The following is a 15,788-nucleotide window of genomic DNA, read 5'->3' on the forward strand; positions in this document are numbered from 1 at the left end:
TCAGGCCGGTTTGGCCGCCGGCGTGCGAACCACCAACGGCACGGCGGGGAAACACCACGCCAGCTCCGAGCGCGACTTGCGCAGCGCGGCGGTGCCGTAACCCCGCTTGCGGTGGTCGGGGTGGATCCAGACGCGCACCTGCACCTCGCCGTGGTCCAGCTCGCCGAACACCATCCCGACCTTCTCGCCGGAGTCGATGGCCACGAACCACGCGGCCTCCTCGTCGTCGACCCGTCCCAGCGCCGAGCGGATCTCGTCGTCGAGGTTGCCCGCCGGCCCCCCGGACCCGTCGCCGGCCGCTCCCATGTCCTCGGTGCGCACGGCGAAGATGTCGCGATCCGCGTCGGCGGAAAACGCCCGCAGCTCCAGGCTGTCGCCCGAGCTCGCCGGCCGCTCCCCGAGCGTGAAGCTCAGCTGCTTGTTCAGGTCCTCGAGCTCGGCCTGGATGATCTTGCGCGAAGCCTTGGTCAGCTGGCCGAACGACAGACCGAACACCGCTTCGGCGCCCGTGTGCGACGTGCCGAGCAAACCGGCGATCGCCTCGACCGCGGCCGCGTTGTTGTCGGCATCCACAATGAGGTCGAGGACCTCGTGGCGGCGTTCAAGAGCTTTCAACAGGGCATCCGCGATCTCTCTGCGGGCGGCTTTGCGGTCGTGGTCAGTCATTGCACAAGCCTAGATCGCCGCCGGAAGTATCGCGCTAGATGATCGACTTCCCAGCTCCAGGAAACGTTGGTAGCGGTCCTGCACCGCGGCCGCCCAGGCGCGATCGGGGTCGACGATGCGCTCGGTGCTGACCCAGCGCGCGGCATCGGCGATCGATGTCTCCAGCCCGGCCGCCATGCGGCCCAGGAACGCCGCCCCCAGCGCCGCGCCCTCGGCCACCCCGGACACCTCCACCGGCCGGCCGGTGGCGTCGGCGATGGCCTGCATCCATGGCTGAAGCCGGGTCCCGCCGCCGGTGGCCACGATGCGCGACACCGGGGCTCCGCTGAGCTCGATCAGCTGACGCACGACGAAGCCCGATGCCTCGTAGGCGGCTCTGCGCAGTGCGGCCGGGCCGTGGGTGAGATCGACGCCGTCGAGCACGGCCCGGCGGTCCGGGTCGTGGAACGGCGTGCGTTCCCCGCGAATGTAGGGCGACCACACCGGGACCCGGCGTGGATCGACCGATGCGGGGTCGCCGGGTCCGATCACGCGATCCACCCAGCCGAGAAACAGCCCGCCCGCGTTGCTGGCACCACCGATCAGACTCTTGGGCGCCTTGGTGTGCGGAATGGTCCACAGCCCTGGCACCTGGCGGGCCTCGGGGACGGTGACCCACACGATCAGCGTGGTGCCACACATCACCAGCACCTCGCCATCGCGATCGGCGCCGGCCACCATCTGCTCACACAGCGCGTCAACGGCGCCTGTAGCGAGCACGGCTCGGCTCCCGTGTACCTGACCGGCGGCGGCGCCGATCGTCTCCACCCGGGGCAGCTGTGCGGCAGTGGCGCCGCGCTCAGCGCAGGCCTCCGCATTCCAGCCGCTGCCGTCGAACAGGGGGTACGAGGTGGCCGCGGTGGCGAAGTCGATCACCGCCTCGCCCGCCAGCGCGTGGTTGGCCACCGCCGGCGCCGGCCAGTAACCGGCCGCCTCGGGAGCTTCGGCGGTCATCCAGCGCAGGAACTCGGCGGCTTCGCCCAACGCCGGAAGCGGCTGATCGCCGTCGACCCGGCCGCGCTCGTCGCCGTACAGCAATCCCGGCATGAAGGGCCGGCCCGCGGTATCGACGGCGGTCAGCGAGGGCACCATCGCCGAAACGGCCACCGCGCGCGCCTCGGGCCCGGGAGCCAGCTGCCGCACCTGCTCGAGGGCCGCCAACGGGCCGCGCCGCCATGCCTCGTCGGCGTCATGCTCGAGCCGGTTGGGTGTCGGCACTCGAACCTGATGCGGAATGCGCACGCGCGCCGTCACGCGGCCATCGGCGTCGGCGGCGACCGCTTTGACCGCCGTAGTCCCGATGTCGATACCGATCGTGACGCCACTACGTGACACGGGCGTCACCGTACGCCAGCATTGGCATTCGTGACATCAAGACCGCGTGCCCTGGTGACGGCCCCGCTGCGTGGCCCGGGGTTCGCCAAACTCCGGCAGCTCGCCGATGTGGTGTACGACCCGTGGATCGAGGCGACCCCGCTGCGGATCTACAGCCCCGAGCAGTTGGCCGAACGGATCAGCGCCGAAGCCGCCGACGTCGTTGTGGTGGAGAGCGACTCGGTGCGCGGCCCGGTGTTCGACCTGGGTTTGCGTGCGATCGCCTCCACCCGCGGCGACCCCAACAACGTCGACATCGCCGGAGCCACCGCGGCGGGCATCCCGGTGCTGAACACACCGGCCCGCAACGCCGATGCGGTCGCCGAGATGGCGGTGGCCCTGCTGCTGGCCGCCACCCGCCACCTGCTGACCGCCGACGCGGATGTGCGCAGCGGCAACATGTTTCGCGACGGCAGCATTCCCTACCAGCGCTTCCGGGGGTGGGAGATCGCGGGGCGCACCGCGGGGCTGGTGGGGCTGGGCGCCGTCGGCCGGGCCTTGCGATGGCGGCTTGCGGGGCTGGGCATGCGGGTGATCGCCCACGACCCCTATCACCACGAAGCCCAGCACAGCCTCGACGAACTGCTGAGCGAGGCCGACGTCGTCTCGCTGCACGCACCGGTCACTGACGACACCACGGGGATGATCGGCGCGCGTGAATTCGCTGCCATGCGCGACGGCGTGGTTTTCCTCAACACCGCTCGCGCGCAACTGCACGACACCGACGCGCTCGTCGACGCCTTGCGCAGCGGCAAGGTGGGCGCGGCGGGGTTGGACCATTTCGTTGGCGAGTTTCTGGCCACCGATCATCCGTTGGTGGGCATGCCCAATGTCGTGCTGACCCCGCACATCGGCGGGGCGACCTGGGACACTGAGGCACGGCAGGCGCAGATGGTCGCCGACGATCTGGAAGCGTTGCTATCCGGCAACGCGCCCGCTCATATCGTCAACCCGGAGGTGCTGGGGTTATGAAGTTCGTGGACAACCCGGAAACCGCGGTGCTGGCCGCGGCCAAAGACATGCTGCGCCGCGGGCTGGTCGAGGGAACCGCCGGCAACATCTCGGCGCGACGGTCCGACGGCAACATCGTGATCACCCCGTCCTCTGTCGACTATGGCGACATGGAGCTCGACGACCTGGTGCTGATCGACCCCGACGGCGCTGTGCAGCACGCCAAGGACGGCCGAGCGCCGTCGTCGGAAATGCAGCTGCACCTGGCGGCCTATCAGGCGTTCGACGACATCGGCAGCGTCATTCACAGTCATCCCGTGTGGGCGACCATGTTCGCGATCGCGCACCAGCCGATTCCGGCCTGCATCGACGAATTCGCGGTCTACGTCGGCGGCGACGTTCGGTGCGCCGACTACGCCGCATCGGGCACCCCCGATGTCGGGGCCAACGCGGTCAAGGCGCTGGAAGGCCGCGGCGCCGCCCTGATCGCCAACCACGGCCTGGTCGCGGTGGGACCCCGCCCGGACAAGGTCCTGCATATCACCGCACTCGTCGAACGCACCGCACAAATCGTTTGGGGTGCAAGGGCTCTCGGTGGGCCGGTGCCAATCCCCGAAGACGTGAACCGCAACTTCGCCAGCGTCTACGGCTACCTGCGCACCAACCCTCTGTGAGCCGGGTCCAGCTGGGTCGCGCCTGTGTGACCCGCATCGTGGAATTTCAGTTCGAGTTGGGGACAAAGTCTTTCGCCCACACTCCACCGTCCGGATGGCACGACAACGCCGACCTGCTGGTGCCGGACTTCTTCGATCCCGACGCCGAGAAATGGCGCATCGCGGTGCAAAGCTGGGTCGTCGAGGTCGACGGGCTGACCGTCGTGGTGGACACCGGCGTCGGCAACGACCGGCAGCGCCCGCACATGCCGCCGCTGGATGGGCTGAAAACCGGGTTTCTCACCGGGTGGGAGTCGGCCGGCATCGACCGCAGCGCCGTGGACGTGGTGATCAACACCCACATCCATTCCGACCACGTCGGATGGAACACGATGCTCGAGGACGACACCTGGGTGCCGACGTTCCCCAATGCCCGATACCTCGCGCCCGCAGCCGATTACCGTTACTTCGCGCCGGATGGGCCGGTGGCGCGCCGATCGCCACGCACCGAGCAGGAGGCCATCGCGCAGCACGGCGATCAGCTGGTGTTCGCCGACAGCGTGTCGCCCGTCGACGAGGCGGGGCAACTCGTCCAATGGTCCGACGACTACTTGATCAGCCCGTCACTGCGGCTGCGGCCCGCCGCGGGACACACGCCCGGCTCGTCGGTGCTGTGGCTGGACGCGGGTGTGCCCGCCGTCTTCGTCGGCGACATCACGCACAGCCCGCTGCAACTGCGTCGTCCCGCCGACCCCTGTGCCTTCGACGTGGATGCCACCGCTGCCGCGGCCACCCGGCACCGGATCTTCACCGAGGCCGCCCAGGCGCACGCCACCGTGATCCCGGCGCACTACCCCGGCCACGGCGGCGCGTCGATCCGCCCCGTCGCCGACCAATTCGAAGTCGACGAGTGGCTCGACATCGAACCGCTTCCCCGCACCTGACCGGATGGCCGACTCGTAGTCAGACGGCGCGCGTGCGCCATTTGCGGGGCGAGATGCCGTGTATCCGGCTGAATTGCCGACTGAAGTAACCGGGATCGAAAACCCCTACCCGCCGGGCGATCTCGGCGACCGCGAGATCCGTCTCCTCCAGCAAGGTGCGCGCTTCGGCCATGCGGCGTTCGATGATCCACTCACCCACGGTGCGTCCGGTGCGGCGGCGCACCACCGTGGTGAGATGGCCCGGCGTCATGCCGAGTTCGCCCGCCACGTCGCGCAGCGACAGCGCCTCGGCGTGCCGGCGGTCGATCACCGCGAACACATCGGCCAGCAGCGGCTCACCGCTGCGCTTCAGATCGGCCACCACATCGCGCGCCAGCCGCGCGAGCTCGATCAGCAGTAGCGTCAGGTGCGCCAGCGCCGCCTGTCGATGGCCCTCCTGCCGGGCGGTGAGTTCGGTTTCGATCGCTTGAATTGTGTTGTCCCACATAGACCGTCGGTCCTCGGGTATCTCCAGCCGCAGCACCCCACCGGAATATCCGTGCAGGAACGGGAAGAGCAGCGGGTGGCCCCGCCATGCCGGCCATGGCGAGCGCCCGTCCTCACCGAGTGCGCCGGGATCGAAGAACACCGCGACGCCGGCATCGAGGTCTTCCAGCCGCCCCGGGTCGAGCACCTCGCCGGCGGCGGCCACATACACCAGGTCCGCCGCGGGGACGTACCACAGGGCCGGGAAATCGTGAATGTGACGACCCCGCTCACCGAGATCGCCCATGTGACGGTGCACCGAAACCGGAGGTGTGTCCGGGTCGGCCCGATATTGGTAGATCGGCACCCCGCCGCGGTGGCCGATCAACCGAGCTGCCTGCGTCATGATTGCGAAAGATAGTCCTATTTTTAGCGATGATCACCCAATTCTACAGCGAGCCAGTGGTCCACTATGGACTCTGTGACAAAATATCCTCCACATGACTACCTTCCCGCTACCGGTCACGCCGCTTTTCTGCCCGCATACGATCTGATCGCACGCCTGATGGGCTTCAGTAGCGTCTATCAACGGCTGGTCAGCCAGGCCGGTATCGCCGGCGGTCACCGAGTTCTGGAAATAGGCTGCGGCACCGGCAATCTCACGCTCCGAGCCAAGCGAAGTCAGCCCTCAGCCGACGTGACCGGTTGCGATCCGGACCCGCGCATCTTGGGGGTGGCACAACGGAAGGCCAACGGATTGACCGGTATTCGCTTCGAGCAGGGTTACGCCGAACGGCTTCCCTACGCCGACGGCGAATTCGACCGGGTGCTGTCGTCGATGATGCTGCATCACATCAAAGACGAAGCGAAACCGGAGGCGGCAGCGGAGATATTTCGGGTACTGCGTCCCGGCGGAAGGCTGCACCTGGTCGACATCAGCGGCGACACGACCAGCGGCGGCTTGCTGCCACGGCTCATCCGGCACAACCATCACGCGGCCGGCAACCTCGGGGGCGCAGTGCCCAGACTGCTCCGCTCGGCGGGATTCGACTGCACCGAACTCGCCACCAAGCGGCAACGGATCGTCGGCCAACTCACCTTTTACCAGGCCGTCCGACCCGCTTAGGCGCAAGATTGACCGATGATCGAGATCGGATACGAGATTCGGGACAGAATCGCCTACGTCACGCTGAACCGGCCACACGCGAAGAACGCCGTCACCCCGGACATGCACGAAGAGCTTTGCCGCGTGTGGGCCGACTTCGACCGCAACGACGACGCCGACGTCGCGATATTGACCGGCTTCGGAGACGCCTTCTGCGCGGGCGCGGACCTGGCGACCTATGTGCCGATCAACTACGTGGACGCGACACCGAGCCGGGTTCGCGACATCGTCGATATGGGGTTCGGAGGCCTCACCCGGGGACTGCATCGGATCCTCAAGCCGACGATCGCCGCCGTCAACGGGTGGGCGCTGGCCGGCGGCCTCGAACTCGCGCTGGCCTGCGACATCCGCGTCGCCTCCGAACGCGCGATGTTCGGATCCTTCGAGGCGCGGCGCGGATTCCATCATGGCGACGGCGGAATCACGCGGCTGGTCAACACATGTGGCGTCGGCGTCGCAATGCAGATGGTGCTTACCGCGGAACCGATCGACGCGGGCCGAGCGCTGCAATGCAACATGATCACCAAAGTTGTCCCACACGAACAGCTGATGCACGAGGCCGAAATATTGGCCCGGCACATCCTGCGCAACTCCCAGCGAGCGGTGCGGTCGGCGAAGGAGACAATCCTGGAGATCATCGGCAAGCCACTCGATGACCAGCTGCGCACGGAGGGGTGGAACTCCTACACCTGTCTCGACCAGGAGGAGGCCCGCGAATTGCTGGGTCGATTCTTCGATCGATCGGATCCCGGGCGAACGCCCGACTAGCGCTGGACTACCGCTGGTCAAAGGCGACCTTGATGGCGCCGCTGTCGGCCTGGTTGGCAATCGCCAAAAAGGCGTCGCGCCAACGGTCCAGCGCGAAGGTGTGGGTCAGCATCGGCCGCAGGTCCACCCGGCCGTCGGCGGCGAGGTCGAGGTAGTGCGCGATCGCGTGCTTGCGCTGGCCGTCGACCTCTTCGAACCCGAAGGCATTGGACCCGACGAGGTTGATCTCCTTGAAGTACAGCGGGCTCCACTCCCAGCGGCCCGGCGCGTGGACTCCGGCCTTCACCAGCGTCCCCCGCGAGCGCAGCACCCGCACCCCGACCTCGAACGTCTCGGGCTTTCCGACGGTGTCGTAGACGACGTCGACCGCTCCCGGGTGGGCCATCGGCAGCCCCAGCAGCGGTTGGCGCAGCCGACCACCGCCCCAGGCGGCCAGCTCTTCGATCAGGGCCAGACGTGGTTCGTGCGCAAGGACTTTGGCGGCTCCGAACTTTCGTGCGACCTCTCCCTGGGCGTCGAAGCGCGCCACCACGGCCACCGCCACGTCGGGATAGAGCGCTTGCAGGATCGCGACCGCACACAACCCGAGCGAGCCGGCCCCGTAGACCAAGACCCGGCCCGAGCGGGGTGGCGGATGGCGGGTGATCGCGTGCAGCGACACCGAAAACGGATCGGCGAACACGGCCATCTCGTCGGGTATCGATTCGGGAACGGCGAACAGCATGCTGTCGTGGGCGGGCATCAGTTCGGCGTATCCACCGGTCACGTCGGCCGACACCCCGGTGTGGATGCCCGGCTTGATATCGCCGTCGGTGAAGCTCCAGCACAGGCTGTAGTCGCCACTTTCGCAGGCGGGGCACTTCGGCTCGATACCGCGCGGCCCGCACGACAACCACGGGTTGAGCACGACCCGTTGCCCCACCTCGAGTCCGCGGGCGCCTGCCCCCAGCGCCACCACGTCGGCGACCACCTCGTGGCCCATCACCTGCGGAAAGGAACAGAAGCCGCCCATCGCGTTGTCGGCGTCGTCCTCACCGAAATCCATCAGGATCTGCTTGGAGTCCGACCCGCAGATACCGGTCAATCGCGGCCGGGTGACCACCCAATCCTCGTGTGGCAGTTGCGGATCCGGCACCCGTCGCAGGGCGGTCGGGGTATGGGCCAAGTTGGCCGTCAGCGTGTTGGCGTCCCCGGGGACCTCGAACGGCTCCGGTGCCACGCCGTACACCAGCGCCTTCATCGGGGCGCCATCCCGGCCACCCCGGCAATGAAGGCGTCGAGGTCGGCATTCTTGGCGTCGACGACCGCCTTCATGTCGGGCACATAGTGCTCGAATTGGTCGCTGCCCAGGGCGTCGATGATGCCGTCGGCCACCTCTTCGGCGGCGACCTTGGGCCCCTGGTAGAGCGGTTCCTCGCTGCCCGGCTGATCCCAAATCTCGGTGTCGACCGGACCCGGCTCGATCAGCTTCACCGTGACGCCGGTGCCGTGCAGGTCCACGGCCATCGCCTCACTCCACCCGCACAGCGCGAACTTACTTGCGCAATAAGCGGTTTCGTGGATGATCCCGAGCCGGCCGCCGACGCTCGACACGTTCACGATCAGGCCCGAGCCGCGCTCCAGCATCCGCGGCAGCACGGCCAGCGTCATGCGCATCGGGGCGAAGAAGTTCACCCGCATGACGTCCTCTACCTCGTCGGGATCGAGCTCGGTGACACGCCGGCGCTTCGGGATCGCGGCATTGTTGATCAGCACGTCGATGCCGCCGAGACCATCCCAGGCTTGCCCCGCAAGCTCCCCGAGGCCCGCGGTGTCGCCCAGATCGGCCACCCACATCGCCGAGGCCGGCGAGGTTCGCCGGCAATCCGCGAGCACCTCGCCGAGGCGGTCGCGGCGCCGGGCGATCAGTCCCACTACCGCGCTCTGGGCGGCCAGCCGCCTGGCCAGGGCCGCACCCAGGCCCGAGGAAGCACCCGTGATCAGCACCCGTTTCCCGGCCATCGTGAAGGGCGTTGCGTACGCCATCCGTCAAGGTTGCCCCGAATCGCGGGAAGCGTACAGTAGTGGAAGCTTGTTATATTGGCTAAGTATTAACGAAGGTAAACTAAATACATCCGATTGAGGGGGAACTTAGATGACTTCCACCAGCTCCACCAGATACGACGGCGACACCTGGGACCTGGCGTCCAGCGTCGGGGTGACCGCGACGATGGTCGCCGCCGCCCGCGCGATCGCGACCCGGGCCGATCGCCCGCTGATCAACGACCCGTTCGCCGAACCGCTGGTCAAGGCCGTCGGCGTGGACCTGCTCTCCCGTTTGGCCAGTGGCGAATTGGACCCCGCCGAGCTGAACGATGTTCACGACGGTGCGACGGGATCCGCCGGGGCGATGTCGCGCATGGCCGACAACATGGCAGTGCGCACCAAGTTCTTCGACGAGTTCTTCACCGACGCCACGACGGCGGGTATCAAGCAGGTTGTGATCCTGGCGTCCGGGCTCGATTCCCGCGCCTACCGGTTGGCGTGGCCCGCCGGCACGGTGGTCTACGAGGTCGACCAGCCGCAGGTCATCGAATTCAAGACCCAAGCACTGGCCAACCTGGGCGCCGCGCCAACCGCCGACCGCCGAGTGGTGGCCATCGATCTGCGTGACGACTGGCCCACCGCGCTGCGCACCGCCGGCTTCGACCCGGCCCAGCCCGCGGCATGGAGCGCCGAGGGTCTGCTCGGCTACTTGCCGCCGGACGCCCAAGACCGTCTGCTGGACACCATCACCGCGCTCAGCGCGCCGGGCAGCCGGCTGGCCACCGAGAGTGCGCCCAACCCCGAGCCCGGTGAACAGGACAAGCTGCGCGAGCGCATGCAGACCATCGCCGAACGTTGGCGTGCACACGGTTTCGATCTCGACATGGCAGGTCTGGTCTACCTTGGCGACCGCAACGAGGCGGTTCCCTACCTTGCCGACCGCGGATGGACCCTGGCCAGCAAGAGCATCCAGGAGTTGTTCGCGGACAACGACTTTGCCCCACTCGAGGAAGACGACGTGCGGATGGGCGAGATGCTCTACACCAGCGGCACCCTGGACAAGAAAGCGAAATAGATGAGCGCGGAAACAGGACGTACCGAAGGCGACAGCTGGGACCTGGCCAACAGCGTGGGAGCGACGGCCACCATGGTCGCCGCCTCCCGCGCGGTGGCGTCGCAGGGACCCAATCCGCTACTCGACGATCCACTGGCCGATCCGCTGGTGCGGGCCGTGGGGCTGGACGTCTTCGTCCGCGTGATCGACGGCGAGATCGATTTCGAGGACGACGCCCTGCTGAACCGCCAAGCGCGGATCCATCAGATGACGGTGCGGACCAGGTTCTTTGACGACTTCTTCACCGGCGCAACCAAAGACGGTGTGCGGCAGGCGGTGATTCTGGCATCCGGCCTGGACACCAGGGCCTACCGACTGGCGTGGCCGGCGGGCACCGTGGTCTACGAAATCGATCAGCCGCAGGTCATCGCGTTCAAGACGAACACGCTGGCCGGCATCGGCGCCACTCCGACCGCGGACCGTCGAACCATCAGCATCGACCTGCGCGACGACTGGCCCGCGGCGCTGCGCCAGGCCGGCTTCGACGTCTCGCAGCCGACCGCCTGGAGCGCGGAGGGCCTGCTGCCCTACTTACCGCCCGAGGCCCAGGACCGGCTGTTCGACCACATCACCGCGCTGTCCGCTCCGGGCAGCCGCGTCGCCACCGAACATGTGCCCGACCCCAATGCGTTCACCGACGAGCGCTTACGGCAGATCACCGACCGGTGGCGCAGCTTCGGCTTCGACTTGAACGCGGCCGACCTGTTCTACCCGGGCGAGCGCAGCGTCGTCGTGGACTACCTGAACACCCATGGCTGGCAGGTCGAGGCGCACAACGCCAAGGAGCTGTATGCCCGCAATGGATTTGAGTTCCCCAGTGACGAGATGACGGCCGCCTTCGGCGATATGAGCTATGTCGCCGCAACGCTGAAGTAGGGCGCGGCTCAGGTCGATTGCCCGACTCGCCCCCTAGCCGGGTCCCGGCCGGGGGTGCCCCCACCTTCGCGCCTTTCGGCGCGCATCGTCGTCGGGCTAGAGTCCTCCCCATGCCTCGTGCACACGACGATAATTGGGATCTGGCGTCCAGCGTGGGCGCGACCGCAACCATGGTCGCGACGGGGCGTGCCATGGCGACGAAGGATCCCCGCGGCCTGATCAACGATCCGTTCGCCGAACCGCTCGTGCGCGCGGTGGGCGTGGATTTCTTCACCAAGATGATGGACGGCGAGCTCGACCTCTCGGCCATCGAGAACGCCACGCCGGTCCGCATGAAGTCGATGGTCGACGGAATGGCGGTGCGCACCAGGTATTTCGACGACTACTTCTTGGGCGCCACCGCCGCCGGCGTGCGCCAGGTGGTGATCCTCGCGTCCGGCTTGGACTCGCGCGCCTACCGGTTGCCGTGGCCCGCCGATACGGTGGTCTACGAAATCGACCAACCGCAGGTAATCGAGTTCAAGACAACCACTTTGGCCGGTATCGGGGCCGAGCCCACCGCGGCCCGGCGCACCATTCCGATCGACCTGCGCCAGGACTGGCCAGCGGCCCTACAAGCCGCCGGGTTCGACATCACCACACCGACCGCGTGGTTGGCCGAGGGTCTGCTGATCTACCTGCCGCCCGAGGCCCAGGACCGGTTGTTCGACAACATCACCGCACTCTCCGTGCCGGGCAGCACGATCGCCACCGAATTCGTGCCGGGCATAGTCGATTTCGATGCCGACCGGGTACGTGAGATGTCGGGCTCCTTCCGGGAGCACGGCGTCGACATCGACATGGCGTCGCTGGTGTACGCGGGGCAACGCAACCATGTCGTCGATTATTTGGGCACCAAGGGCTGGAACGTCGAGGGCGTGACGCGAACGGAACTGTTCGGGCTGCACGGCATGGATGTCCCCCCGCCGGAAAACGACGACCCGCTCGGCGAGATCATCTTCATCAGCGGCCGGCTCGCCGGCTAGAAGCGCGACTCCCCCAGCCACAGCACGCTCGCACCGCTGACCGCCTGCTCGAGGTTCTCAACGATCGCGGCAACCGTGCGCCCCAGCAGTGCACCCAGCGCGTCCGGCAGCGACGCGGCGGCCGGTTGCGAGGACGCCCGGGGCCGCACCAGCTGAAGCAGCGAGGATCCCGGGAAGCTGGCCACCCGGACTTCGGCGTCCTCGTCCAGGCCGGCCAGGACCTTGGCGCGCCGCACCGCGGTGCGCAGGCCCCCGAGTTCGTCGACCAGGCCACGCTCGAGGGCGTCGGCTCCGGTCCACACCCGTCCCTGGGCAACGGCGTTCACAGCCTCGGTGCTGAGGTTGCGGCCTTCGGCGACGCGCTGCACGAAGTCGGCGTAGATCAAGTCCGCCTCGGCCTCGCGATCGGCACGCTGCTGCGCCGTGAAGGGCACATCGGTCGACCACGCGTCGGCATTGGCGTTGGTGCGCACCGCATCTGACACGACGCCGAAGCGCTCCTTGAGATCGCGGAACACCAGCTTCCCGGTGATCACACCGATCGAACCGGTGATCGTGGCGGGGTTGGCCACGATCACGTCGGCGGCCATCGCGGCGTAGTAACCGCCGGACGCGGCCACCGAGCCCATCGATGCCACCACCGGTTTGCCGCGTTCGCGGGCCCGCGCCACCTCGCGCCAGATGGTCTCCGACGCCGTGACCGAGCCGCCGGGGCTGTCGATGCGCAGCACGATCGCCGACACCGAATCGTCGCCTGCCGCCTCCCGCAGGGCGGCCGCGATCGTGTCACCACCGACGCTCGAGTTGCCGAACGGCAGGAATTGGGGCCCGCCGCGCCCGTTGACGATCGGACCCTGCAGGGTGATCACGGCGAAGGTGGGCTTGGGCCGGCGGCCGGGGATCGGCGGCGCCGGTGGCACCAGCCGCGACCGGGACGCGGCGGCGTAGCGCGCCAGGTTGAGCCGCGGCGCCAGCTTTTCGGGGTCGGTCTCGGGGTCGTTTACCTCGCCCGAAACACCTTCCACACCAATCAATTCCGCGATCCGCGCGTGGGCCTGATCGCGGAATCCGATGTGGTCGACCAGGCCGGATGACACCGCGTCGTCGCGCAGCAGCGGGGCCCGGTCGGCCGGCGCGTCGAGCGCGGCGGAATCGATCTTGCGAGACTCGGCGATCGCGTGCCACACCTGGTCCTGCAGGCTTTTCAGCATCCGGGTGACCGCTTCGCGATGGGCCTCGGTGAAACCCTCTTCGGTGAAAACGTTTGCCGCCGACTTGTATTCGCCTCTGGCGACGAACTCCGCGTCGATTCCCGCCTTGTCCAGCGCGGCCCGCAGGAAGGTCGCTTCGCTCGCGAAGCCGATCAGGCCGACGCTTCCCGAGGGCTGCATCCAGACCTCGCTGAACGCCGAAGCCAGGTAGTAGGACAACGTGCCCGGGTAGGTCTCGGCCCAGGCCAGCGAGGGCTTGACCGCGCTGAACGTCGCGATCGCCTCGCGCAGCTCCTGGACCGCCGCCGGCGGCGAGGCCGCGAGCTGCACCCGGGCGATCAGTCCGGCCACCCGGGGATCCTCGGCGGCGCGGTGGATCGCGGCGACCGCCTCGCGCAGCGCCATCGGTCGCTGCGCCCCGGTGACGAGCGCCATCGGGTCGAAGCCCGACGTTTCGGGCGGCACCGACCGCAGGTTGAATTCGAGCACGCAGCCATTGGGCACACCGTGGTGGCGAACCGTATCGACGCGGCCGGCCAGGGCACGCACGTCGTCGACACCGGGCAGAGAAGGCAGAAAGGCGAACATGCTCTGCAGCGTACCGATGAACGCCCGTAGGGTGAGTTCGTGAGGTTCTCGATTGCCGTCCCGCAGTTCGACTACGACGTCTTCGATGCGGCCGGGCTGCGCTCCTACGTGGAGCGCGCCGAGGAACTCGGGTTCGAAGGCATCTGGACGCTCGAGCAGACCATCGGCCGCGCGCCGCTGCTCGCACCGCTGGAGTTGCTGTCGTATTGTGCGGCGTTCACGGAGCGATTGCGGCTGGGGGTGGCCGTGCTGGTGACGTCGCAGCACGAGCCGCTGCAGTTAGCTTCCGCGGTGACGACGGTCGACCGGATCAGCCACGGCCGGCTGGATATCGGTGTCGCACCGGGCCGCGGCGGCCCCACCCTCGCCGCCTTCGGTGTGGACAAGGACACCTTCGTCTCGTATTTCACCGAGGGCCTGCAACTGATGAAGGCGGCCTGGTCCGACGAGCCCACGATCGACTTCCACGGCCGGTTCCGCGAGGTCGCTAACGTCCCCTTCCAACCCAAGCCGGTGCAGCGCCCGCACCCGCCGATCTGGTTCGGCGGGATGGCCCCCAAGGCCTTGGCCCGGGCGGTGCGCCATGGTGACGCGTACATGGGCGCGGGCGCGTCGGGCACCGAGGCCTTTGCCGCAGCCGTCCCGGTCGTGCGCCGCGAGCTCGAGGAGCAGCAGAAGGACCCGGCGCACTTCCCGATCAGCAAGCGCGTGTACCTGATGGTCGACGACGATGCGGCGCGCGCCCGCGAGCGGGTGCTCGACGGCCTCAACCGCGTCTACAACGGCCTGATACCCGGTATCGAGGAGGTTCCGGTATCGGGCACGCCCGCCGACGTCGTTCGCGGCCTGCAAGAGGTGATTGACGCCGGAGCGCAGACGCTGCTGCTCAATCCGGTCGGCGCCGACGTCCCACAAAATCGCGAACAGATGGAACGCCTTGCCGCAGAGATCATTCCGCAGCTCGGCTAGTCAGCTTCCCAGTTTTTTGCGCAGCCAGTCGCCGATCTCGGCGATCGCTTCGTCGACCTCGGGCACCCAGCCCGCGCCGATGATGAAGGAGTGCTGGCCCCCCTCGACCTCGCGCACCAAGACGTCGTTTCCGGCCGCTTCCAGGCGGCGGGCGAACTCGGCGTCCTCACCGGCGAGCAGTTCGTCGCTGCCCCACGACACCGCGATCGGCGGCAGCCCGGACAGGTCGGCGAACAGCAGGCTCACCCGCGGATCTTCGGGGCTCACGCCGGTTCCGTCCAGCCAGGACGACCGGAAGAACTGCGCCAGCGGAAGCGAGAGCAGCCGGTCGGAATCCGCATTGCTGGTGTAGGTCTCGTTCGTCAGCGTCAGGTCGACCCACGGCGAAATCGACACGATCGCACCCGGCAGCGCGGACCCTTCGTCCCGCAGCGCGATCGCCAGGCCGACCGCGAAGTTCCCGCCGACCGAATGCCCTACGCTGGCAATGTTTTCCGGCCGGTAACCCTGCTGCAGCAGCCAGTTGTAGGCGTTGCGCACATCCTCGAGCTGGGCGGGGAATTTGTTTTCCGGCGAGCGCCGGAAGTTGAGCACCAGGGACCGCGCGCCCGCCGCCTTCGCGATGTGCGCCGCGGCCTTGCGGTCAGAATGCATGGACGCGACGACGGTGCCGCCCAGGTGGTTGTGCAGCAGCACGCGGTCCGGGTCGGCATCGACGGGAATGCACCACAGCGCCTGCACGCCGCCGGCGTCCACTTCGGCGTAGGTGACACCCTCGGGTTCCTTGGTGGCGACGTGCATGGTCTCGATGACGTCCCGGATCGTTTCCAGGTCGAAATTGGGGTTGGCGGACCGCGCGCTCAGAGCGCCGAAGAATTCGGCGAACTCTTTCGCCTGCGTGCTGACCATCGGGATGCCTTTCGCCGGATTATTGAATAACGATCGTTATCGTAAC

Annotated in this window: 16 protein-coding genes; 9 read left to right on the forward strand and 7 right to left on the reverse strand. The window is 68.0% G+C overall.

What is annotated here, in order from left to right; all coding sequences use genetic code 11:
* Both LMQ14_RS23020 and LMQ14_RS23025 read right to left on the reverse strand, forming a co-directional pair.
* Complete coding sequence (locus LMQ14_RS23020) at positions 1-666, reverse strand: GNAT family N-acetyltransferase (protein ID WP_267731948.1); 666 nt, start codon at positions 664-666, stop codon at positions 1-3.
* Positions 667-675: 9 nt separating this feature from the next.
* Positions 676-2,040 (reverse strand): xylulokinase, encoded by a 1,365-nt coding sequence (locus LMQ14_RS23025; RefSeq protein WP_267731949.1) that lies wholly within the window; start codon positions 2,038-2,040, stop codon positions 676-678.
* Between the two features lie 30 nt (positions 2,041-2,070).
* Here LMQ14_RS23025 and LMQ14_RS23030 point away from each other — a divergent pair, with 30 nt between their 5' ends.
* From LMQ14_RS23030 to LMQ14_RS23040, 3 genes are read left to right on the forward strand one after another with little or no spacing between them, the layout of a single operon-like run.
* Positions 2,071-3,051: an NAD(P)-dependent oxidoreductase gene (locus LMQ14_RS23030; RefSeq protein WP_267731950.1), complete on the forward strand. Its 981-nt coding sequence runs from the start codon at positions 2,071-2,073 to the stop codon at positions 3,049-3,051.
* Positions 3,048-3,704: an L-fuculose-phosphate aldolase gene (locus LMQ14_RS23035; RefSeq protein ID WP_267731951.1), complete on the forward strand. Its 657-nt coding sequence runs from the start codon at positions 3,048-3,050 to the stop codon at positions 3,702-3,704. Before LMQ14_RS23030 ends, LMQ14_RS23035 begins: the two co-directional genes overlap by 4 nt.
* Positions 3,701-4,627 (forward strand): MBL fold metallo-hydrolase, encoded by a 927-nt coding sequence (locus LMQ14_RS23040; RefSeq protein ID WP_267731952.1) that lies wholly within the window; start codon positions 3,701-3,703, stop codon positions 4,625-4,627. Before LMQ14_RS23035 ends, LMQ14_RS23040 begins: the two co-directional genes overlap by 4 nt.
* Before the next feature lie 19 nt (positions 4,628-4,646).
* On the opposite strand, the gene LMQ14_RS23045 is transcribed toward LMQ14_RS23040, so the two are convergent.
* Complete coding sequence (locus tag LMQ14_RS23045) at positions 4,647-5,498, reverse strand: helix-turn-helix transcriptional regulator (protein ID WP_267731953.1); 852 nt, start codon at positions 5,496-5,498, stop codon at positions 4,647-4,649.
* 66 nt (positions 5,499-5,564) lie between these two features.
* On the opposite strand from LMQ14_RS23045, the gene LMQ14_RS23050 reads away from it, so the two are divergent.
* Both LMQ14_RS23050 and LMQ14_RS23055 read left to right on the forward strand, forming a co-directional pair.
* The gene (locus LMQ14_RS23050) at positions 5,565-6,218 is read left to right on the forward strand and encodes a class I SAM-dependent methyltransferase (RefSeq protein ID WP_267731954.1); all 654 of its coding nucleotides are present in this window, start codon (positions 5,565-5,567) and stop codon (positions 6,216-6,218) included.
* A 15-nt stretch (positions 6,219-6,233) separates the two neighbouring features.
* Positions 6,234-7,025, forward strand: a complete 792-nt coding sequence (locus LMQ14_RS23055) for an enoyl-CoA hydratase/isomerase family protein (RefSeq protein WP_267731955.1) — start codon at positions 6,234-6,236, stop codon at positions 7,023-7,025.
* 7 nt (positions 7,026-7,032) lie between these two features.
* On the opposite strand, the gene LMQ14_RS23060 is transcribed toward LMQ14_RS23055, so the two are convergent.
* Both LMQ14_RS23060 and LMQ14_RS23065 read right to left on the reverse strand, forming a co-directional pair.
* Entirely contained in the window at positions 7,033-8,265 is a 1,233-nt protein-coding gene (locus LMQ14_RS23060) for a zinc-dependent alcohol dehydrogenase (RefSeq protein WP_267731956.1), read from the reverse strand.
* Entirely contained in the window at positions 8,262-9,026 is a 765-nt protein-coding gene (locus LMQ14_RS23065; protein ID WP_324291140.1) for an SDR family NAD(P)-dependent oxidoreductase, read from the reverse strand. Before LMQ14_RS23065 ends, LMQ14_RS23060 begins: the two co-directional genes overlap by 4 nt.
* A 133-nt stretch (positions 9,027-9,159) precedes the next feature.
* On the opposite strand from LMQ14_RS23065, the gene LMQ14_RS23070 reads away from it, so the two are divergent.
* The 3 genes from LMQ14_RS23070 (at position 9,160) to LMQ14_RS23080 (ending at position 12,065) form a co-directional block, all read left to right on the forward strand.
* The gene (locus LMQ14_RS23070) at positions 9,160-10,125 is read left to right on the forward strand and encodes a class I SAM-dependent methyltransferase (RefSeq protein ID WP_267731958.1); all 966 of its coding nucleotides are present in this window, start codon (positions 9,160-9,162) and stop codon (positions 10,123-10,125) included.
* Positions 10,126-11,040, forward strand: coding sequence for a class I SAM-dependent methyltransferase (locus LMQ14_RS23075; protein WP_267731959.1), 915 nt, complete (start codon positions 10,126-10,128; stop codon positions 11,038-11,040). It begins immediately after the preceding gene.
* Positions 11,041-11,150: 110 nt separating this feature from the next.
* Positions 11,151-12,065 (forward strand): class I SAM-dependent methyltransferase, encoded by a 915-nt coding sequence (locus LMQ14_RS23080; RefSeq protein WP_267731960.1) that lies wholly within the window; start codon positions 11,151-11,153, stop codon positions 12,063-12,065.
* Here LMQ14_RS23080 and sppA read toward each other — a convergent pair.
* On the reverse strand, positions 12,062-13,864 hold the full coding sequence (sppA, locus tag LMQ14_RS23085; RefSeq protein ID WP_267731961.1) for a signal peptide peptidase SppA: 1,803 nt from the start codon (positions 13,862-13,864) through the stop codon (positions 12,062-12,064). The two genes, LMQ14_RS23080 and sppA, sit on opposite strands and share 4 nt — an antisense overlap.
* Positions 13,865-13,903: 39 nt before the next feature.
* Here sppA and LMQ14_RS23090 point away from each other — a divergent pair, with 39 nt between their 5' ends.
* Positions 13,904-14,833, forward strand: a complete 930-nt coding sequence (locus LMQ14_RS23090) for an LLM class flavin-dependent oxidoreductase (protein ID WP_267731962.1) — start codon at positions 13,904-13,906, stop codon at positions 14,831-14,833.
* Here LMQ14_RS23090 and LMQ14_RS23095 read toward each other — a convergent pair whose 3' ends face one another.
* Positions 14,834-15,742 (reverse strand): alpha/beta hydrolase fold domain-containing protein, encoded by a 909-nt coding sequence (locus LMQ14_RS23095; protein WP_267731963.1) that lies wholly within the window; start codon positions 15,740-15,742, stop codon positions 14,834-14,836.
* Positions 15,743-15,788: the final 46 nt, after the last annotated feature.

Origin of the sequence: Mycobacterium sp. Aquia_213 (assembly GCF_026625985.1) — a bacterium.
GTDB lineage: Bacteria > Actinomycetota > Actinomycetes > Mycobacteriales > Mycobacteriaceae > Mycobacterium.